The 22,937-nt window shown below is 43.3% G+C and carries 8 protein-coding genes and 1 tRNA gene; 5 read left to right on the top strand and 4 right to left on the bottom strand.

What is annotated here, in order from left to right; translation table 11 throughout:
- Nucleotides 1-201: 201 nt before the first annotated feature.
- From HXT28_RS00270 to HXT28_RS00280, 3 genes are all read right to left on the bottom strand, one after another.
- Entirely contained in the window at nucleotides 202-10,530 is a 10,329-nt protein-coding gene (locus HXT28_RS00270; protein ID WP_422113446.1) for a Rib/alpha-like domain-containing protein, read from the bottom strand.
- Between the two features lie 687 nt (nucleotides 10,531-11,217).
- Nucleotides 11,218-11,715, bottom strand: a complete 498-nt coding sequence (locus HXT28_RS00275; protein WP_422113447.1) for a holo-ACP synthase — start codon at nucleotides 11,713-11,715, stop codon at nucleotides 11,218-11,220.
- A 1,084-nt stretch (nucleotides 11,716-12,799) separates the two neighbouring features.
- Complete coding sequence (locus tag HXT28_RS00280; protein ID WP_422113448.1) at nucleotides 12,800-14,686, bottom strand: RICIN domain-containing protein; 1,887 nt, start codon at nucleotides 14,684-14,686, stop codon at nucleotides 12,800-12,802.
- Nucleotides 14,687-14,870: 184 nt separating this feature from the next.
- Between HXT28_RS00280 and HXT28_RS00285 the strand changes: the two genes are divergently transcribed.
- Nucleotides 14,871-14,944: transfer RNA gene (locus HXT28_RS00285), tRNA-Gly, on the top strand.
- A gap of 193 nt (nucleotides 14,945-15,137) precedes the next feature.
- Here the strand turns inward: HXT28_RS00285 and HXT28_RS00290 are convergent.
- Entirely contained in the window at nucleotides 15,138-16,064 is a 927-nt protein-coding gene (locus tag HXT28_RS00290) for a glycosyltransferase family 2 protein (protein WP_016636584.1), read from the bottom strand.
- 314 nt (nucleotides 16,065-16,378) lie between these two features.
- On the opposite strand from HXT28_RS00290, the gene HXT28_RS00295 reads away from it, so the two are divergent.
- The 4 genes from HXT28_RS00295 (at nucleotide 16,379) to HXT28_RS00310 (ending at nucleotide 22,687) form a co-directional block, all read left to right on the top strand.
- Nucleotides 16,379-18,472 (top strand): DUF6020 family protein, encoded by a 2,094-nt coding sequence (locus HXT28_RS00295; RefSeq protein ID WP_422113449.1) that lies wholly within the window; start codon nucleotides 16,379-16,381, stop codon nucleotides 18,470-18,472.
- 103 nt (nucleotides 18,473-18,575) lie between these two features.
- A complete protein-coding gene (locus HXT28_RS00300) occupies nucleotides 18,576-20,384 on the top strand; it encodes a phosphotransferase (RefSeq protein ID WP_064346859.1) in 1,809 nt (602 codons plus the stop codon).
- Nucleotides 20,385-20,458: 74 nt separating this feature from the next.
- Nucleotides 20,459-21,394, top strand: a complete 936-nt coding sequence (locus HXT28_RS00305) for a DMT family transporter (RefSeq protein ID WP_422113450.1) — start codon at nucleotides 20,459-20,461, stop codon at nucleotides 21,392-21,394.
- Nucleotides 21,395-21,577: 183 nt separating this feature from the next.
- Nucleotides 21,578-22,687, top strand: coding sequence for a LicD family protein (locus HXT28_RS00310; protein WP_016636579.1), 1,110 nt, complete (start codon nucleotides 21,578-21,580; stop codon nucleotides 22,685-22,687).
- The last annotated feature ends 250 nt before the right edge of the window (nucleotides 22,688-22,937 follow it).

A 22,937-nucleotide genomic window follows, 5' to 3' on the forward strand; every position in this document is an offset into this window, starting at 1 on the left:
CAGTACCCAGATTATTTAACGGCATCTATTTGTCGCACCTATACCTCAGTATCCTATACCTCTGTAGCCTACAGTTCTATAGATTTACAGATATAACAATGCTCCGTGGTTGAAGAGTTGTCGTAAATTTCGCGAACCCTTTTATCACGGAGCATATGTATATTATTTATTCAATTTTAATATTTGTTGCACCACCAACGTTTAGTCGCGCTTCTTCCTGCGAATAATGACTGCGAGTGCAGTACCTATTGCGGCTGCGAGTGCAGCAACAGCGCCTGCTGCAGCAATTGCAGAGCCTGTATTGGTTAACTTTGATTGCGCAACCTGACCGGAGGAGTGACGTGCAGGAGACTTAGGAGCTTGTAACTGAGTGTTATTGCTCTTATTCCTGTTGTTTTCACTGTTGCCAGTGTGTTCATCAGAATCATGAGAACCAGATTCATGTTCTGGGGTCGGCGCAGGGGTCGGCGCAGGGGTCGGCGCAGGTTCTGGCGTTGGTTCCGGTGTTGGTTCCGGTGTTGGTGTCGGTTCCGGTTCCGGTTCTGGTGTTGGTTCCGGTGTTGGTGTCGGTTCCGGTGTTGGTTCTGGTGTCTTGGTTGGGTTGTTTCCGACTTTACCGTTTACCTTGTTGGATGGTTGACCATTCTTCTTGGCTTGTGCGGTAATCGTACTACCATCCTTGATTTGAGTTGCAGGGATGGTGACTTTACCAGTCTTAGGATCAACAGTCACGCCGGTTGGAGTGTTACCGTCAACAGTCCAGTTACCATTCTTATCTTTCTTCACGGTAATTGTTACAGGAGTCGTTGTATCGCCTTCTGGAACATACGTGATTTCGAGAGTATCAGCATCTGCTGGTGGGGTAACAGTTGCGGAACCTTGCTCACCACCATCTTGTGGCGTGAGTATAGTCGGCTCACCCGCAGGCGTTGGCGTTGGTTCTGGTGTCTTGGTTGGGTTGTTTCCGACTTTACCGTTTACCTTGTTGGATGGTTGACCATTCTTCTTGGCTTGCGCGGTAATCGTACTACCATCCTTGATTTGAGTTGCAGGGATGGTGACTTTACCAGTCTTAGGATCAACAGTCACGCCGGTTGGAGTGTTACCGTCAACAGTCCAGTTACCATTCTTATCTTTCTTCACGGTAATTGTTACAGGAGTCGTTGTATCGCCTTCTGGAACATACGTGATTTCGAGAGTATCAGCATCTGCTGGTGGGGTAACAGTTGCGGAACCTTGCTCACCACCATCTTGTGGCGTGAGTATAGTCGGCTCACCCGCAGGCGTTGGCGTTGGTTCTGGTGTCTTGGTTGGGTTGTTTCCGACTTTACCGTTTACCTTGTTGGATGGTTGACCATTCTTCTTGGCTTGCGCGGTAATCGTACTACCATCCTTGATTTGAGTTGCAGGGATGGTGACTTTACCAGTCTTAGGATCAACAGTCACGCCGGTTGGAGTGTTACCGTCAACAGTCCAGTTACCATTCTTATCTTTCTTCACGGTAATTGTTACAGGAGTCGTTGTATCGCCTTCTGGAACATACGTGATTTCGAGAGTATCAGCATCTGCTGGTGGGGTAACAGTTGCGGAACCTTGCTCACCACCATCTTGTGGCGTGAGTATAGTCGGCTCACCCGCAGGCGTTGGCGTTGGTTCTGGTGTCTTGGTTGGGTTGTTTCCTACTTTACCGTTTACCTTGTTGGATGGTTGACCATTCTTCTTGGCTTGCGCGGTAATCGTACTACCATCCTTGATTTGAGTTGCAGGGATGGTGACTTTACCAGTCTTAGGATCAACAGTCACGCCGGTTGGAGTGTTACCGTCAACAGTCCAGTTACCATTCTTATCTTTCTTCACGGTAATTGTTACAGGAGTCGTTGTATCGCCTTCTGGAACATACGTGATTTCGAGAGTATCAGCATCTGCTGGTGGGGTAACAGTTGCGGAACCTTGCTCACCACCATCTTGTGGCGTGAGTATAGTCGGCTCACCCGCAGGCGTTGGCGTTGGCTTCTCCTTTTCGCCAACTTTAGCAGTTACCACTTCGGACTTGCTCTTGCCAGTCTTATCGCTACTGTCTTCTGATTGCGCAGTAATAGTGCTACCGCGCTTAATCTTGTTTGCTGGAATCGTAACAACGCCAGTTTGCGGATCAACAGTCACGCCGTTAGGTGCAGAGCCGTCAATCTTCCACTCATGCTTATCGCCTTCAGCAACAACAGTAATCGTTGCGGTTGTTTCACTGCCTTCTGGAGTGTAAGTAATTACAACCTTGTCCACGCGAGTATCCGTGAGATCCGGCGTCACGCTAGCGCCACCCTCGGTTGGAGTGTCAATCTTTGGCTTAGCAATATTTCCGCCGATAGTAATATTTACGCTATCGCCCGTCTTTGCAGAATCACCCTTACCATTGGTTGGCGTGAGGGTGACGATGGCACCAGGCTTTTGCTTGTTGATAGTAATAGTGAAGTTGCCATTCTTATCTGCAACGCCACTTCCTATTTCTTTGCCCTTTTCGTCGGTGACAGTTACCTTCGCGCCTGGAAGCGTCTTTCCAGTGATGATTTGCTTAGTAGAATCATCTGGATTATCTTTCAGTGTTTGCTGAGTAATCTGCGGAGTCTTAAAGCCGGTTACAGCAGTAGCAGGATCAGATGGTTTATCCTTCTTGTTCTTAGCTACTGCAGTAATAGTGCTGCCATCCTCCAAATCCTTTGCCGGAATCGTAACAACGCCAGTTTGCGGATCAACAGTTACACCTTCTGGAGTGTCTCCGTCAATCTTCCACTTGCCGCCATCACCCTTCTTGACAATAATTGTCTGTTCTGGCTTTTCTGGACCGTTAAGCGGATTTGGCTTGTCGTTAATCACAATCTTGACAACGTTTTCATCGCCGTGTGGCGGTGTTACAGTTACGTTTCCGCCGTTCTTGTGATCGTCGGTTGGTACCGTAATCGTTGGTTTTTGTGGTTTAGCAGTGACAGTTGTGTCCACTGGATTGCCATTTTCGCCACCCTTGCTTGGAACGAGCTTAAGATCTGTACCAGGCTCCTTCTTATCGATTTCGATAGTGAAGTTTCCGTCTTTGTTAGCAGTTCCAGTACCAACAGTCTTACCGTCTTTGTCTTTGACAGTTACGGTGTTTCCTGGCTGAGTTTTACCAGTAATAGTGGTCTTATCAGGCTTAGTTGGCGTGTTTTCAGCATTGCCATCGTTGATAAATGGCTTGTTGGTCACGTTTACTGTTACTTGCACTTCTACTGGGTCTTTTACGCCTGGAATCTTAACGAGCACAGTGCCGTTAGTGGTGCCTGGCTTGTCTGTCTTTGGAGCAGCATCCTTCTTCCACTCGAAGGTGGTTCCCTTAGGTAAATCACCATTATTAGCAATGCTGTCTTCTGGCTTTGGCTTGGCGTTTACTGGCACGCTTACTGTCTTGCCTTTTGGATTTGGCACAACGAGCACGTTGACTGGAATGTCAACAGCTGGCTCGCCTGGCACTGTAACAGTCACAACGCCTGGCTGGTTGCCAGTCTTTGACGTATCAGGCTTCTTCTTCCAAGAAGTCTTGGCATTCTCAGGCAAATCTCCGTTATTCTTAATAACATCCTTTGGCTGAGGAGTGGTATCCTTGCTGCCAGTCTTTTGCAACACGGTTACGTCTTTTCCTTCAGGAGATGCTGTAACAGTAATTTTTACAGGCACTTCTTGAGGATCTTGCCCTGGAATCTTTACAATCACCGTGCCAGTAGTATTGCCTGGTTTGTCGGTCTTTGGAGCAGCACCTTTCTTCCACTCGAAGGTGGTTCCCTTCGGGAGATCTTTGCTATTATCAATGCTGTTCTTAGGATCTGGATCGCTATTCTGTGCGACGGTGGTTTCCTTCGCTATAGGCGCAGGAGTTACGTTCACAGTAACTGTGGCTTCCACTGGATTTTTCACACCTGGGATATGAACGAGCACAGTGCCAGTAGTAGAACCAGTCTTGTCGGTCTTTGGCCCGCCATCCTTCCACTCGAAGGTGGTTCCCTTAGGGAACTTATCCTTATTAGCAATACCCTTCGATGCGTCTGGAAGGTTGTCGCCAACCTTCACGTTAACAACATTCGTTTCTGGATTTGGCGTAACGTTCACTGTTACAGGCACTTCCACAGGCTTTTGACCTGGAATAGTAACAATAATCACGCCATTCTGCGTGCCAGGATTCTTGGTATCCGGTGTATCTTCAGGCTTCCACTCGAACTTAGTGCCTTCTGGGTACTTGTTTCCGTCTCCACTTGTGTTATTAATAACATCCTTTGCGTTAGGCAAATCCGTGCCTTGTGGCACGTTAATTTGTGGAGCACCTGGATCAACAACGGTCACCTTTACTGGCACGTCCACAGGATTTTGACCTGGAACTGTTACAACAACAATTCCTGGCTTGTTGTTGCCTTCCTCAGACGTGTCTGGCTTGCTGTCTTTCTTCCACTCGAAGGTGGTTCCCTCAGGGAACTTATCCTTATTGGCAATGCTGTCTTCTGGCTTAGGATCCACGCCCTTTGGCACAGTCACAACTTTAGTCGTAGCAGTTGGAGCCTTAATAGTTACAGGTACGTTAATCACGGTTGTTGATCCATCCGGATACTTAACCGTTACAGGCACTTCAAACTTGCCAGCCTTATCTCCAGTAGGAATCTTAGACTTATCGCCATCAGCAATAGAGTAAGTTAGCTTATTTTTTTCGCTTGCTGGCAAAGTAGGAACGCTTACTTTGCCGATAATTTCTTCTTCTGAAGGCTTTTCACCATTCTTCTTGGTAATGCTATCTGCCTTAGGTGGGTAAAGTTCAGACTGCTTGTTGCTAATAGTTACTGGAACTTCAACAATATCAGTCGTGCCATCTGGGTAGGTGACTTTAACCTCAACAGGGTAGTTTCCAGGAGTCTTGCCGTCTGGCAAATCTTTGTCAGGAATGTTCAACTCAATCTTTAGCTTACTCTTGTCTGCTTCTGGCCAATTAGGAACAGTTACATTGCTTGTTACATCATCAGATGTAACCTTCGTGTCAAACGGCTTAACAACAGGCTTTGCTGTTGGCTCGAAAGTATCCGACTGCTTATTCTTAATAGTCACATCAACAATAACATTATCAACAGTTTTGTCAGGATACTCAACATCTACATTTACATGATAGGTGCCAGGTGTATTGCCGTCTGGAATATCATCATCTTTGCTTGTGATAGTGACTTTTGGCTGTTTCTCTGAATCTTTTGGCCAATCAGGAACAGTTACAGCAGCTGTAACAGCTTCCTTGGTCTTTTCTTTACCAGTGCCATACGGCTCTTCCACAGGCTCAACGTTCGGAGTGTATTCGTCTGCGTTTGTATCCGTTACAACAACAGGAACCTGTACGGTTGTGGTAGTGCCGTCTTCATACTCAATAGTTACAGGTACGTTAGTTGTGCCAGTCTCGTTCGTATTTGGAATCTTATCGGCATCAACCTTTAAGCCAGGCTTCTTATCGCTGCCGCTGACGCCAGTACTAACATGTTTCTTGATTTCGTCTTCACTTGGCTTATTTGTATTGTTTTTATCGCGCTTCAACTCTATAGGAGTTGCAGAAGCCTTATGAGTAACGTTATCTGGATCGCCAACTGTTACAGGAACTTCCACGTGATCCTCAGAACCGTCAGGATACTTCACAGTAACCTTAACGTTTACGGTTCCAGGGGTCTTAGTGTCGATAGGTGTTTGACCATCGTCAACTGTAATTTTTGTATCAGTTGGTTGGTTTGGAACGGTGACTTTAGCAATGATGGCACTGTCAGAAGGACCGCTTTCTCCATACTTTTTAGTGATTACTCCGTCAACCTTTGGCGTGTGAGTTTCACTCTGAGGCTTTCCTACGGTAACCTTTACCGTTGCATGATCCTTAGAACCATCCTTATATGTAATGGTTACAGGAATATTGAAATCGCCAGGCTGAGTGCCATCTGGAACAGTCTTATTGCTGTCAATAGCAATGCTTACGACGTCGTCTGGAAGCTTTGTAAGCTCTGCTGTTTCGCCGTTCTTCTTTAATTTAATGCCATTGCCAGTACCAATACCAGTAATCTTGCTGGATATGTCAGTATTCGGCTTCTTATTGTAGTCAATGTTAATCGTTTGACCTTCTGGCGTATAAGTTTCACTTTGTGGCTTCTGCACTATAACAGTTACTGTTGCAACATCACTAGAGCCATCCTTATACGTAACCTCGACTTGCACTTGGCTTTTGCCAGGCTTATCGGTGCTTGGAACGTCTTTCGCGTTGACGATTTTGACTGACTGGAGTTTATCATTTCCAGGTGTGCCGTTCCACCTCAATCCCTTGCCATCGCCGAAGGATTGAATCTTATTTTCAAGATCCTCCTTGGAGTAGTGCCAAGGAACAGTAACCGTATTGCCTTGTGGGTTGTATGTTTTTGCAGCAGAACCAATCTTTACTGGTACGTCTACGACTGTAGTAGATCCATCTGGATATTTAACAGTTACAGGAACAGTATGCATGCCAGTAGCAGTGCTTTCTGGAAGTGGCTTAGTTACTGTGAATGTTGGTTTAATCTTTGGATCTTTAGAATCTTTATTAGTTATAGTAATAGCATTAGTTATATCTTGCTCAGTTATAGGATCGTCATAATTTTTATCGACTTGCTTGGCAGTAGCAGTATGTTCTTCAGCATCCGTGTACACGGAAATCTGAATCTTCAGCGTAGACCTGTTGCCAGCTTCGTCTTTAACAACAAGATCGCGAGACCACTTGTTACCGGACGAATTAGTTATCTTCGGATCTCGCTGTGCAGTACCTGTAATAGTAATTTTTGCAGGCTTTTTTGCAGAATTATTAGTGTTATTAGTGATACTAATATTGCTGCCAGTTATTTCCTTAGGCAAAGGCGAATCAAATTCCGCACTCTTAACCTTTCCACTGTTATCGTAAGCGTTGATATCAATGCTGAAATGTTCGCCGTTGTGCACCTTGAACTGGTAGTACTCAGGCGTTTCAGTTGCGCTAGTAGTTTTCTTTGCTTTATTTGTAGCAGGGTTCTCAATAACAGGCGCAATATCGTCCTTAACGGTAACAGTTGTCTTTACTTTCTTAATGGAACCATCTGGGAACGTTATGAGGACTTCAGGGTTTATCTGTTTGCCAGGCTTATTCCAATCTGGTTCCGTAGACCAAGAATATGTGGCATTGCTAGGTAGCTTCTTCACTGCTTCTGGATCAATGCCGCTCTTAGGATCTGGATGCGTTGTTCCTTCGCTCATGTTGTACGTCACAGGATTGTTTTTAACGTCAACATATTTGTCTGCCTGCGTCTTAACAACAAACTTCACAGTCACTTCTGTAGTGTTGCCCGAAGGATCCACCGCCGTGATAGTACGCTTATAGTCGCCAGGCTCAGTGTTGAGCGGAGTAGTGCCATCAAGCGTTAAAGTCTTAGGATCTGCGGTTGTGCCAGTTCCAGTAAGCGCTTTATCTTTTTCGCCTGGAGTTTTAGGCGTTAAAGTAAGAGTTGTAACTTGGCCACTGTTGTCGGTTGCAGTAATCTTAATATCGTTCTTATCGCCGCAATACGTAGTAATAGTTGCTACTTGAGTAGATATTTTTCCTCCAGATTCAGTTTCAGTTTTAATAGCAATATCTTTATAGTCACTGCCATCATTTTGCTGAATCTTAACTTCAGGACTTTTGTTATCCCTAACAGTTACCTTAACGTTAACAGTTTCAACGCGTGGATTCCTTGGGTCGTTAGTAGGAATAGTTACAATAACTTTTCCAGACTTTTCTTTGCCAAGCTTTGAAGTGTCCGGCTTTCCGTCAGTTTCAGTGCTCCAAGTAAACGTAGTTCCTTTTGGTAATTTATTCGCATGAGCAATAGCTTTCTTTGCGTCTGTGTTGTCTAGCGGGTGGCCTAAGTCAACAGTAATATTTCTTGGCTTAATGTTTTCTTTTTTCTTAACTGTTACGGCTACAGTTACAGGCTTCGACTCGTTTCCTGCAGAATCGACGGCCTTAAATGTTAATTTGTATTTGCCTATTTCTTCCGGTTTGAAACCAGAGAATGTGTAAGTAAGTTTCTTATGTGTGTCTGTGTTCTTAGAATCATACTTGACTCCAGCGCGAGTACTATTCTCAAGCATTTTGTTCATGTCGTTTCCAGACAATGTCATAGTTGCTGTTGCTGTGTCAACGCTATCAACTTTCAAATTGTCTGTTGCTGTAAGCGTGATAGTTAAATCTTTGCCAACTTCGACTTCAACATTATCTTTATTAGCAGTTAATGTTGGTGCTTTGTCGTCTTTAGTAGCATTCTTAGGGTCGCTTACTGGCGACTGGACCGACTGCTCCTTAGTTGGATCTGCAGGATTTGTAGACGTTACGGCAGTTACATTTCCAGCAGGAATGCCGTCAGCAACCTTAATTGTAACTTTGCCATCAGCTCCAACTTTTCCAGTGCCGATAACTTTATTATTGTCTTTACTTTTAAGAGTTACAGTGCTTCCTTCGGTGCCAGGGCCTGCATTAACTACAACTTCCTTGCCTGCTACGCCTGCAACGCCAGTCAAATCAGTTTCAATTGTAGGCTTTTGAGGGCGCACAGTGAAAGTGACCTTTTCTTCCGCTGTGCTGCCATCTTTAAACGTGACTTTAGCAGTGTAAGTTTTCTTTCCTGCAACAGCTGTGGAAGGTTCGCCGTTCACCCACTCTGCGCTCTTGATGTTCTTCTTAGTAGCGTCGTCAAGCTTGCCAAGATATTCCTTAGCGTCAACCTTTTTGCCATCGTTGGTCTTTGTGAGCTTATCGTTAACGCTCACTTCAACAGTGTGATCCTTAAGCTCGCTCTTATGTTGCAATGCGAGCGGCTTCTTAACATTCACCTGAACAGTCACATTGTGATACGAGCCATCGCTATACGTCATTTTTCCAGAAGCGTATGCAGGAGCAGTGTCTTTGCCATTAAAGGCAATGTCAGGAAGCTTAGTTTCTGGAATAGAGTCAAAAGTAAGAGTGCCGCCATCGGCTCCAGAAACATGCTTATTGAGCTCATCTGCAGTTGGCTTATGACCCCAATCAACAGTAATTGGTGTGGTGGTTGGAGCCTTATGCTTAAGATTTTGGTTCTTAAGATGTACTGTAATCGTCTTTTCTGCTTTATTGCCGGAAGCATCGGTTGCAGAAACAGTAATCGTGTAATTGGAGTTTACTGGCGTCTTGCCATTCTTGTACTCAAACTTAACGTTCTCAACAACCTTTGTATGAGGATTGCTTTCGCTAGCGTTAATGCCATTATCGTTTTTCTCGTCAGCATTGCCAGCCTTAGCAAAATCTGGGAATCCGCTTACAGAGAACTTCGTCACCTTTTCGCTATTGTCGGAAGTGCCGAAAGTGATCTTTGGCGACTCACCCTGATATACGTCAATGCTGTTGTTGGAATCGCTAATCTCCTTGCCGTTCAAATACAGCTTTGGAGGCAAATTATCGCTTTTTGTGCGCTTAAGATCTGGTTCAGTCCAGCGCTCGCGACCAGAAATAAAGGTATAGGCTGAGTTAGTATTTTTACCATAAGTACTTGTATTTGCCCATGTATAAGCATCTTGAATCTCGTCAAGAGTGACTCCTGGACGTAACTTTACTTTGCAATGCATGTGCACTGCATAGTCGGCGTTTGTAGTTCTTAAGCCAATGCCGTAGCTCTTGCCGCTATATACGCCTTTTAATGTTGTAGCATTGCCAATGACGCCGTCGCCTGCATTATTGTGGAAAGTATTACTCAAATCTTGCTTGTTGCTATTTCCTCCTCTTATGCCGAAGGTTGGTTTGTAAATAGAGTTTCCAAGGTGCTGGTCATCTTTCAAGGGGTCATTAAGATTTTTTGACTGGCTATCTTCTTTATTGAATAATGAAAAATCGCGTGAAAGAACAGCGTTTGTTGCTTGTGCACTATTGCCATTTCGTTTATAAAAATCAAAGCTTAAATCACTTAATGTGTCTGACTTGTAAAAACCATTATTTAAGTCAGCAACTGCAAAAGGAATTTGCCAAACATACTGTTGTTGTTTTGATGCTTTAAGCATGGACTTGCCGTCGTTGTTAAAGAATACATCGAAGACTAAATACTTAGCACCGTTATGTTCCTCAATATGTGCATACATATCCGATTTCTTGGTGGTGTTATCGTAATCACCCAAACCGTCGGGTCCTATTTTACCGATTGTTCCATTGCTGTTAGCAAAGCGATACCTTTGGAACTCAAGAATGTTTGGTGTATGTAGCCAAGGAGTAGGGTCGTTCTTACGCACTTCTTCCGCAAAAGCCGCTGTAGTTGGAGGAAGAAGAATATTAGAAGATGCGAGGATTGGCTGACCGCCCAAGCAGGTGGCTGCAGTCAGAACTGTGGCAAGTGTGCTCAATGACACCTTGCGCATGGCAGCATATGTTGCATTTATGTTTAACGAATGTGATTTTTGAGATTCCGCGTCCTTGTTGCGCATATCTTTTGTCATAGTAATAATCCTTTTTATTTTTTCTTTACTGTGTTCTTGTTACTTTCGTACGTTTGCTTACGCATATCAATCTAAACTTATGTTTATTTTTGTGGCAGATACTCGTTGTTTGTTTATATAACAAATTTAACTGTAGCTATACACACGTATGCGCATATTTCTTAATATTATATCGCGTTTTCAAGATTTACCTGTAATTTTTTTCATAATATACGAATGAAAAGTGTAAAATTTCCTTCCGGGGGGGGGTGCTCTATATAAGAAATTTTGTTATAACGACATATCTTCCAATATTATGAGAATTTTTATTATTTCTACCGTAATTTCTTCAGAGAGAGATTTCTGCTAAAGTGACGCGATGTAGGTGTGTTTGCTTAGTTTTTCGTCGGTTTTTCGTCGGTTTTTCGTTGGTTTTGTGTTGGCTTTGTTTGCGTAGTTGTTAAATTTCGTCTATGAATTTCGGTTGCGAGGTTTTTGTTTTTTCTGGTGTATCAGGTGAATTGGGTGTATCAGGTGAATTGGGTGTATCAGGTGAATTGGGTGTATCAGGTGAGTTGGGTATGGCAGGTGAGTTTGGTGTAGTTTGTATGGCAGCTCGGGCGCACGCCACAGCAACCACCCGCATCGAACTATCAAGTAAACTACTCAATAAACTACTCAATAAACTACTCAATAAACTACCGAAAACTACAAGATTTCGAGCAGAACTACAGCGGAAGCGATTGCTGTATTATCTTGTGTAGATCCGTCGTGAGTAAGTGAAATATGCCAGCGGATCACGCTGCTATTACTGTTATTGCCGCCATCGTCGCTGCTACTACTGTCAGAAAATATATGATGACATGATTGATAAAGCTTACTTTGTACTTCTTGTGAGAGCTGCACGCGCGGGCAACCGTGAGCATTGTCAAGAATCTCAATATTTGACCAAGGTGTATTGTCAAGCGTATACGGATAAGTGCCATTACTGATTGATAATGCTTCAGACCATGCTTTAACCACTGCTTCTTTGCCAGCCCAACGCGCAGCAATATGCAAAGATTCATCATCATGCTTAGCTTCTGCACGTAGGCTGCATTGTCGAAGTTCACGCGTAGAAAACAGTGTTCGCCAACCGTTACTTTCGCGCATCTGCTCAGCAAATTGTGCAACATTCACCACATCGTGACCTATCCCTGCAATCATGATCACTGCCTTCCCTCATAGCGTAAGAACCTATTGTTGCATACTGATCGGTTCTCATAGTTTATGGTTCGCAATCCACTTCACAATCCACTGTTTACAATCCACTTCACAATATATCGGAAGCACGATTGCAAATCTACATAACGGAATAAAACAAATCTACATAACGTAATAAAAAGTATGTTGCGAATGTGCTTTCAATGCAAATTTTGTGAGTAAGTGCACTGAGATTGTGCGAGCGTAATAAACGTACTTTCGTTCTGATTGACGAAAGCAAGAACAGAATTTGCACTAATACACGCAACTAGTAATACATGCACTAATACACGCACTACTAGGGTTATAGGCCAAAAGTGTGTAAGAAATCATGTCTTAGGCCTTGCAATACAAGCGTTTTGCGGTAATCGAATCTGTTTGCTGCATATTCGCCACCACCTGGACAAAACTGTGTAAAAAATAAGCTCATAACCTTTACGGCAGTAGGGCTCGTGGTATATCGAATGTGGGTTATTTCTTATGCTAAGCGGCGTTCCAAGTATATATAACACACATCGTCAAACGCTGTTACTGGCGCAGTTTACGTACTGCGTGAAGAACGCTAAATCACAATTATTCGTTATTAATGCAGATTACGTACTGCGCGAGTAACGATAAATCGCAATTATTCGTTATTAATGCAGATTACGTACTGCGCGAGTAACATATGGCTGTTACTTTCTCAGATACTTGCCTGAGTTTTTAACAGTGTTTGGGTGATTACCGTTATTTTCTCAGTTTGTTGACTGAGTTTTTAACAGTGTTTTGCTAATAACCGTTACTTTCTCAGTTTGTTAGCTGAGTTTTTAACAGTGTTGCGTCTGTGGCTTATGCCACAGAATATTCATCAGCTTAGCTTTACACACTTTTGGGGGAATAACCCCACTACTACATGCATTACTACACTAGAAATAAGTTGTGTTAATATACACTGACGACCTGCTTGAGCGCTATGTTTTGTAACGTTCAAACAGGTCGTCGTGCAAGCAAAACTCACATGCGCTTAAGTAACTAAACTCTTGTTACTTGTAACGCAGACAAGTCGCTATTACTCAATCTTCCAACGCTGTGCAGCAGTATGGTTTGGAGTATACATTTGAACTCGCTGACCATTATGAGCATTCGCGCTAGGAATATCGATAGCCTTACCAGAGCACATGCTAATCAGTGCATATGTGCCATCAGCATACTTCCACAAAGCCCAAGTTTGAGCATCTGTGCCGTTGGCAGTATACTGCTGTAACTTCACACCGTTGTCAGTAGCAGCTCCAGGAACATCGATTGCTTTGTGAGAATTGTCGTTCAAAACAGTGTAAAGTCCATTACCAACTTGCTTAAAGCTAAAACGTTGAGCTTGAGAACCGTTGCTTTGATAGATTTGCAACGGTGCAGAATTACTCAGCGAACCCCAGCGAATATCCATACCAACTTTGTTGTTGACTGCTGACTTCACAAGCAATCCGTTCTTAGCAGCAAAATCAGTAGAAGATGGAACAAAGAGTTGAGCTTTAGTGCCGTTTGGACGATACAAGCTAATGCGAGTGCCATTAGCACGATTTGCGCCAGCAATATCAAGCACCCAGTTGCCGAGTGCAGACTGAATAAAGTAACCATTGCCAGCATTACGAATCAGCCAACGCTGAGCTTGAGAACCATTTGCGGCATACTGCCACACAACAGCACCATTGGCTGGTTCAGCATAACGGACGTCTAAAACTTTACCTGAATTCTTATTACGAATCACGTAAGTGCCGTCATTTTGACGCTCAAATGCAAACTTTTGAGCGTTGGAATTATTCCATGAATACAATTGGATAGTTGTACCATCTGACTTACTTGCACCAGGTATGTCAATACTTGAAGTGCTTTTCAGCATAGTATTGATGAAGTAATCTCCACTAGGAAGATCCATCAGTGGCAACTGTTGAACATCAAAGCCGGCATATTCTGTATTGTTAGTGGCATGAGATGAAGATGAGGTTGTGGTGCCAAATTCAGAAGTGCCGTTAATTTCGCCGCCATCAGCCATGCCGAATGCGTTCAAATCTACACGACCAGCAATGCCGTTCACACTGCCGCTTGACGTATACTGCCAGCCACGCAATGCTGTAGTAATAGGGAAGCCAACGCGTGAACCATAACTTGCAACCCAACTAGTGCGCTCATGAATATACTGAGAATTGAGTGGTCCTCTCAAATAGTTCGTGTATGAGTAAACACCGAGTTTAGTGTAACCAGCAGAAACGAGCTGATTCCACCATGAAGCCACAATGTCCTGATATACATATGGAGAAGTCGGTGGATGGTGACCACTCCAACTCCACTTTTCCAAGTCATAATACACCGGATACGTTAAGTCACTAGGGCTTACTCCAGCACCTTTCAAAAGATTTACAACATCCGCACCTTCGGCAGCACCATCTGCGGCTTTTTCAGCGTAGGAATACATGTAAATACCAAATGGAATACCAAGACGCTTGCACTCGCGAATATTACGTAACGCTTGCTTATCGTAGCCGTTATCCCAGCCATAGCTAATACGAATAATCGCACCATCTACGCCGGAATTTTTTACAGCATCCCAATCAATTTCATGCTGATGTTCAGAAACATCAATAACGCCTTGAGCATTCTTCACAAACACGTTGTCATTGCCATCAAGGAATGCGGCAAGACCGTCAGCTTCACTCCAATGCGCACCGTACTCGTTTTCCTGAAGCGCAGTTTGACGTACTACGCCAGACGGCGTTGGTTGAATAATTGGTTTAACAGCTGTAGTACTTGACTTAGCAGTTGTAGTAACAGCATTACTGCGAGTATGTACAGGTGCAGAAGATTGCTGAGGTGCCACAGCATTCATAGTAAAAGCGGTTGCAATTGATACTAAACTCGCTAATACACGTACGATAATCTGTCCCACAAATCCTCCAGACATGTTTTTACGTGCTTTTTCAGTTCTACATTAGCAAAAATACCTTAATAAAGGGTAAGAATTTAGCAAAAAGTTGATTTTACTATTGATTTTAGCAGTAATGGTAATGGCAATGTCGCAACTATCTGTATACTTGAACAAGTCGCTGTTTGTGCGTAAATATTTCGTGCGAATGCGGTGCGTAATTGCGGACGTAGCTCAATGGTAGAGTCTCAGTCTTCCAAACTGATTACGCGGGTCCGATTCCCGTCGTCCGCTCCACTTGTGAAACGTTGATATATCAACGTTCTTCGCCTATTCTTATACCTTTTTGCACCTTTTCTTGCATCCTAAAATAGGTTACATGCGCAAATAATGCGCAAATAATATGCAAATAGTATGCAAATAGTATGCAAATAGTATGCAAAACTATTAACGCACCTATGAAACTATGAACGTACCTATAAAAATTCTTTTAGTGTCGACGTAGGTAGTCGAATAGGTTGACTTGTTCAATAAAACGTTTGCGTTCGTTTTTAGCTAGAATTTCAAGAATAATCCCCGAAATAAAGAACAGTAAGCCGGCAATAATAAGCATGACCGCGCCAATAAGGGTTGGGAAATGTGTTACTAAATGCGTGCGCCAAAATTCAATAAATGGTGTTAAACATGCACCAAGCCCGCACAAAGTAATCAGTACGCCGAGAGTGCCGAAGAACGGCATTGGCTTATATTCTCTAATCATGCGGAAAATGGTGGAAAGCACTCGAATGCCGTCGCCAACGGTGTCAAGTTTGCTAACAGAACCTTCTGGACGGTCGCGATACTGAATTGGCATTTCATACAATTTCACGTTGTTGTTGAGTGAATGAATAGTCATTTCTGTTTCAACTTCAAAGCCGCGTGAAAGTACTGGGTATGTTTTTACAAAAGCGAAAGAAAATGCTCGGTATCCGGTCATAATATCGGTTACTTTTGCATGAAAGAGTGTGTTAATTGCTCCGCGAACTAAGCGGTTACCGAAATTGTGGAATGGTCGCTTATTCTCTTGGAAATACGTGGAACTTAGACGGTCGCCAATAACCATGTCGTAGCCTTCAATAACTTTGGCGACCATGTTTGGTGCTGCATCAGCAGGGTAGGTATCGTCGCCGTCCGCCATAATGTAAACGTCTGCGTCAATGTCTTGGAACATGGCGCGAATTACATTGCCTTTGCCTTGACGTGGTTCCTTGCGAACTATTGCGCCGGCTTCTGTAGCAATGCTGGCAGTGTTGTCGGTTGAATTATTGTCGTACACATATACTGTGGCTTCCGGAAGAGCAGCTTTGAAATCTCGCACAACTTTTCCAATAGTAATTGCTTCGTTGTAGCAAGGCAGCAACACTGCGACGGAAGTCATAGTAATATCCCTTCATAATGGCGAATAGTGCGCATGGAGTGAGCAGTAATCTTCGCACACTCTGCGCGTATCACTGTTATCTTACCTATTGTTGTGGATTGTAGCGCAACAATCTGTTTGCGTTTATGTGGCAGTGTGCGGTGTTGTGCGTCGTACTTGCGCATGGAGTCTGCAATACTGCGTGAGTATAGTCTGCGATACTGTGTGGCAAGTGTTGTGTAATCTTTTGCAAGCTATATGATGAATGCGAATATTAAGAACAGTTATGGTGGCACGCAATACGTATAACACATGTAGCGTATGGGGGATTTACAGTGTTCAATGATCAGTCAGATGGAGTTCGATTAGTTGAAGAAACTGCGCAACACAAAATGGGGATGCGTACTCGATTGATTGTAGCTGCTTTGCTCGGTTTTGTTATTACTGCAGCTCTTATGCTTCCTTCGGCTTCAACATTTGGTTCTTTTACTGCATTATGTTTGTACGTTGCTGCCAGTTGTGGAGTGTATGTTGCTTTACCAACATTATCTTATGTAACATGCCGTCAGCGAGTGGTTGGCATGAGTGTAAGTTTCATTTTTGCATTATCGCTGATGTCTGTTGGTGATCCAGCTTCTCGCATTCACGCATTGTTGCCATCGTTTGTTCTTACAGGGTCGTTGCATTTTCGGGTTCTGCTCGTATTGTTTACGATATTTCGTTGTGTTTGCGTTGCAATAGCACTATTCCTTGCTTATTCAGTTGTGTTGCTGTGGGTGCAACGTATGAAGTCTGACGAATGCGTAGGTAATGATATTGCGACAATAAGTGTTACGCAATCTGATAGTGAAGTATCTTCCAGCACAACCTCTTCCGGCGCAACCTCTTCCGGCGCAATAATAAGCAATCAGTATCATCGTTGTGTCGATTGTATTATGAGGGCATTGCGTTGGCTGTATAACGCTATTGCTCGTATTGAGTTTAAGTGTAACAGTGTGCTACTGCTCACCGCTGTGCTGTTTATATTGTGGATTCCTATGATGATAATCAATGGAACATTTTCGATTCCACTAGATACGATGGTTCAGCTCATTCAAGTGCGTGGTTTTCCAGCTTGGGACCCTATGATGATGGTTCCTTTGCCTGGTTATTGGATGACAGATCATAACCCATTTTTTGATTCACTTATATATGGTGCTTTTGATCAGTTGGGTTTGTGGCTCGGCTGTGAAAAGCTGGGGTTTGTGCTTTTGATGGCATTGCAATCATTTGTTGGCGCATTGTCGCTGGTAGTAACAATAGCTTGGGTTGCTTGTCGCACAAAATTGCACAAGCGAATTATTGTTGCATCGTTTATGCTGTTTGCACTGCTACCTGCATGGTCTTCTTATATGACGATTATTATGAAGGACACTACGTGGGTGCCGTTCTTTACTCTGTGGTGCGTCATGTTCTTTGAATATGTGTATCGTGTAATGCATCGTATACATATTTCTTGGCGATGGCTTCTTGGTTTTGTGGTTATTGCTTTTCTTGCAGGACTTATGCGTAAAACGTCATTGTACATAACTATGCCTTGTTTACTTGTTGTTGCTGTGCTACTTAAGCAGCGTGTAAAAACTCTTATTGCTGCAATTATTCCTTTTGTAGTAGCGCTTATATGTATACCTATGTTTTTATTCCCTGTATTGCATATTGCGCAAGGTGGTAAGCAGGAAGTGCTGGGTACACCAATTCAGCAGGTAACAGCAGTGTTGATGAAGCATGAGCGTGAGCTTGCGAAGGAAGACATTGAGATTGCTCATCGCGTGTTTAATGTTCATCGTGCTAAAAAGCATTTTGACAAGCATTGTGTGGATGCTGCTAAGCAGAATATGTACCGTAATGCTAAAAGCGAGGATATTGCTGCGTTTGTACGTTTGTGGATTCGATTGTTCTTCCGCTATCCAGTTGATTATGTGAAAGCTGTGTCATTTATTCGCTACTTTTTTGTGATTGATGATACCTACTTTACGTATGGGACTATGAAGTGTGGTTGGGGTCCGAGTGGCGGATATGCCATTCTTCCTCAAGTGCAGGATTGCACGTTGTCGCCTTTCCGTAAACATATAACAGTTTCGTTTCATAAGCTTATGAATAAACTTCCTGTTGTGTCTTTCTTGGGCGCGGAAGGTTTGTATGTGCTGTGGATTCCTGTTTTTGCTATTGCGGGATGTATATTGCGCAAAAAATGGTGGAATTTGCTGTATCTTGCTCCAGTGGCGTTATCGTGGGCCAATCTTATGCTCGCGCCGATGCATTCTGTGCGATATTCTATCAATTTCTTATTCTGTGCTTTACTGTTGGTAGCAGTCCCATTTATTGAAGATACTTCTGTTGCGGATGCTTCTGTTGCGGATGCTGCCAATAGTGTCGAATGTTCAAAATAAACTAATAATAATTATTTTTGAACGCCTGGTGCATACTCTACCGATGCAACACAATGTATCGAGCTAGTAGCATGCACCTCAGCTAGTGCATGGAGACAGTGTTATGGAAGCATATTCAGCATTAACTCACAACGAATTTGCGGTAATATCAGCATTGCAACGTTTGCCAGGAAGCAATCAACGTACTCTAGCTGAGCATACGAAGCTTTCATTAGGCACAGTTAATAGTGCGTTGCGCGATGCTATTCAGCATGGGTTTGTTGTCAATGGTGAAGTTACAGCAAAAGGTCTTACAGCACTTGAACCGTATCGTGTGCACAATGCCGTTATTATGGCAGCAGGGCTTTCGTCACGTTTTTCTCCGATTTCTTACGAATTGCCAAAAGGTTTACTCACTGTGCGTGGCGAAGTGCTTATTGAGCGACAAATTCGTCAATTGCAAGAGGCAGGAATTAACGATATTAGCGTAGTAGTTGGCTACAAACAGGAACGATTCTTCTATTTGGAAGATGCGTTTCATGTGAAGATTGTGCCTAATAAGGAATATCTCGAGCGCAATAATAACAGTTCGATCATGGCAGTCGCTGATCGTTTAAGTAACACATATATTTGTTCTTCCGATAATTATTTCGATGAGAATCCTTTTGAATTGTATGTGTGGAAAGCGTACTATGCTGCGCAATACCAGCAGGGTAACACCAAAGAGTGGTGCATGAGTGTTGGTGCGCATGATCGTATTACTTCAGTAAGTATTGGCGGAAGTGATGCTTGGTACATGATTGGTCACGTGTATTTTGATAGTGAATTTTCAGCTAAATTTGTGCGGATTTTACGCGCGGAGTACGATTTACCGCAAACTGCTGACAAGCTGTGGGAAAATATTTTTATTGATCATGTAGATGAGCTTGATATGCGTATGCGTCGCTATGATCCGCCGATTATTCATGAGTTTGATTCGTTGGATGAGCTTCGCGAGTTTGATCCGCTGTTTTTAGAGAATGTTGATAGTGAGGTTTTTGATCGCATTGTTCGAGTACTTGGTTGCAAAAAATCAGACATTCATGATGTGTACCCTCTCAAAAATGGTTTAACGAATCTTTCTTGTCATTTTGCTGTTGCTGATCGTGAATATGTGTATCGGCATCCTGGTGTTGGTACGAATGTGCTCATCAATAGGCAAGCAGAAGATGAAGCTTTGCGTGTGGCTCAAAAGCTTGGTTTAGATGGTACGTTTGTTGCGGATGATCCGCAGTGTGGTTGGAAGATTTCACATTTTTTGAAAGGCTGTCGTATTGCTGATTTTCATACGAAACACGATTTGCATGAAGGTATGCAGCTTATAAGAAAACTTCATAACAGTAACGCTACAGTAAATCGTAAGTTTGATTTTTATGAAGAATCTCAACGCTATATGAATGAGCTGCAAATTCGCAACGCAATACTCCCGGTGGGTATTGTAGCGTTAAGTTGTAAAATTGATATACTGCATCAACAAATGTTAGATTACAGTGCGTATCAGGAACCATGCTTATCGCATAACGACTTACTTGGCTCTAACGTATTAGTTGATTCGCAAGGTCGCTACCATCTTATTGATTGGGAATATGCTGGAATGTCTGATTATGCACAAGACGTAGCAACCATGTGTGTTTCGGATGCCCTTACTGAGCAAGAATTTGACGCAGCTTTAGTAGAGTATTTCGACCATACTCCTACAGACGATGAGCGCGCTCACTGTTTAGCATACGTGAGTTTTGCAGGCTGGTGCTGGTACTTGTGGGCACTACTCAAAGAAGCTGAAGGTGAACCGGTTGGCGATTGCCGATACTTGTACTACCGATATGCAAAACATTACGCCCAGCGTGCGCTTATGGCTTATGCAACTTCCCATCCTATACATATAAACGAATAAGTAATAGTCAGCGAATAATGAATAAAGAATAAGAAAAATAAGAAAAAGAGTTCAGAAGAAGAAAGCTTAGTGACATGAAGTATTCCTTATTAAGCGGATTATTCTGGGGTTTAGACACTGCGTTACTAGCATTACTGGTTGCAATAACAGTAAGCGGATGTGTACCAAATTCAGCATGCTATGTTGGTGTAGTCGGAGCATGCATACACGACGTGTTATGCGCAATAGTGCTATGCGTATATATGACTTTTCGTGGCAAATGGCGCAACATGCTAGCAGTGTATCGACAGTCACGACTGCTCATACCTATTGTGCTGAGTTCACTTCTTGGCGGACCAATTGGCATGACTGGCTACGTGCTTGCTGCCAACAATATTGGCGCTGGCTATGCTGCCGCAATATCAGCGCTATATCCAGCATTCGGCGTGCTACTCTCATCAATCTTGTTGCGAGAACGACTGAGTGCGTTACGCTACGGAGCGTTCGGCATAACGCTTATGGCAGTAGGCATACTCGGATACTGTTCTTGCTCAGAACCCTCAGCTGCACACGCCACATCTTCAGGCAGTGTACTATTAGGTCTTATTGCTGCATTCCTTAGTGTTATAGGTTGGGGTAGTGAAGCAGTCGCCTGTGCTTGGGCTACGCGAAAACACAGTGTTGACGACGAAGTAATGCTGCATATTCGCGAAACAGTTTCCGCAATATCCTACGCTATAGTAATTATGCCTTTATGCACCTTGCTACCAGTTTTCCGCGTGCGTATAGATTCAGTGTATTTGCTTGTGTTGGCGATTGTTATCTCACTCTTAGGCACAGCATCGTACTTATGCTACTATCGCGGTATTGCAAAAGTTGGAGCAACTCGAGCAATGGCTGGAAATATTACCTATGCTGTGTGGAGCATGATTGCTGCAGCGTTACTTTCCCAAACAATTCCACCGCTTATTGCATGGGCTTGTTGTGTAGTAATCATCGTTGGTACTGTAGTTGTTTCTTCTGAACGTTGAACAACTTATGTACTACATATGTATGAAAAATATGAATTTTGTATAAGCGAAATTTATTCGCATAGTAGTCATTCGCACAACTTGCTTTGAGCAATATACGCGGAAAGTTTGCGGTAACAGCAAGAGAGAGTATGCTGTGTTATTACATCGTAACTTACGTTGTGATCACGAGGAGCAGAAGATATGATTTCACCACTGCGTTGGCTTATAAGCAGACTTCCAGCCTCAAAGCGTGCTGTTGCAGATCTTCGCATGCAAGTTACTGCCATGCAAAATCAGTTGGATCAATTACAGCAGTGCGCACATCAACAGTACGTAACGTTACAAGATAATCAACATACGATGCTGCAATCATTACGCGATGAAATCCGCACTAATCGTGAACACTCATCAATGATGTTCTGGGCGAATTATCAACAAGAAAATGAAGATGCATTAAGCGCGCGTAAACGATTCTTTCTCAATCTGCCAAAAGCTACTGGCTCTGTGCGACTCATACAGCGTGGTTGCGCAGCATTACTCAATGAATTTACGCAAATTGCAAACCAACATCATCTTCAATATTGGGCTGATTTTGGCACACTGCTTGGTTGCATACGACACCACGGTTTTATACCTTGGGATGATGATGTTGACTTAGGTATGATGCGACAAGACATTGATAAACTGCTTGTCCTCTTGCGCGAAGACGCTACTTTACGTGCGCGCTACCGTGCGGTACTTGTATACGATCCGTACGTTTGTTGCCGTCAATTGAGATTTCGCTACAAGAACACTGAAAATCCTTGTTTCTTAGATATTTTCTTCTACGATTACGCGCCACAATACACTGCTGAGCAGCAAGAATCTTTCGTGCAACTTCGCAATAATTTGCAGCAAACATTACAAGCTCAACCGTATTTCCAAGATTGGAAACAACGCGGTTATATAGAAAACGGCAATGAGTATACGCAAGATATTGAGCAAGTATTCCAACGCTACCAGCAACAAGCTGTGCAGCAAGGACTTATTGTCAACAAATCCGATGCCGCAAGCATGGTATACGGTCTCGATAATGTTGAAGCAGAAAACCTATACACGCTGCAATACCATGAAGTTTTTCCAACAAAAACAACAACATTTGAAAACTTTTCTGTAAATGTGCCGCAATATGCAGAAAAAATCTTGGAACGTGCTTATGGCAATATTTATCAACTGCCAGCCGACATTATTACGCACTTCCAACATATTGATCGTAAAATCCTACAAAACCAGCACATAATAGATACCATCGAACAAGATATTCAACAGTGAAGTTGACAGTTTGACGACGCGAGCTTAATTTTGTTGCTCGGTTTATTTTGTTGCGCTGCTTTATTTGGTTGCTCGGTTTATTCGTTACTTGTGTAACTATCGGCTATGAGTTTTGATTGGGGCGGTGGTAGTTGAGGGGATTGATGGGATTGAGTTTGGTGTGAGGTGTGCGGCTGCTGAATTGAACAGCCAGAATATGCTGTGTGCAACTTTGCAGCGCATTGCTTTGCTAACGAAGAGTGATTGCGTT

Origin of the sequence: Gardnerella washingtoni (assembly GCF_049262705.1) — a bacterium.
Lineage (GTDB): Bacteria > Actinomycetota > Actinomycetes > Actinomycetales > Bifidobacteriaceae > Bifidobacterium > Bifidobacterium vaginale_D.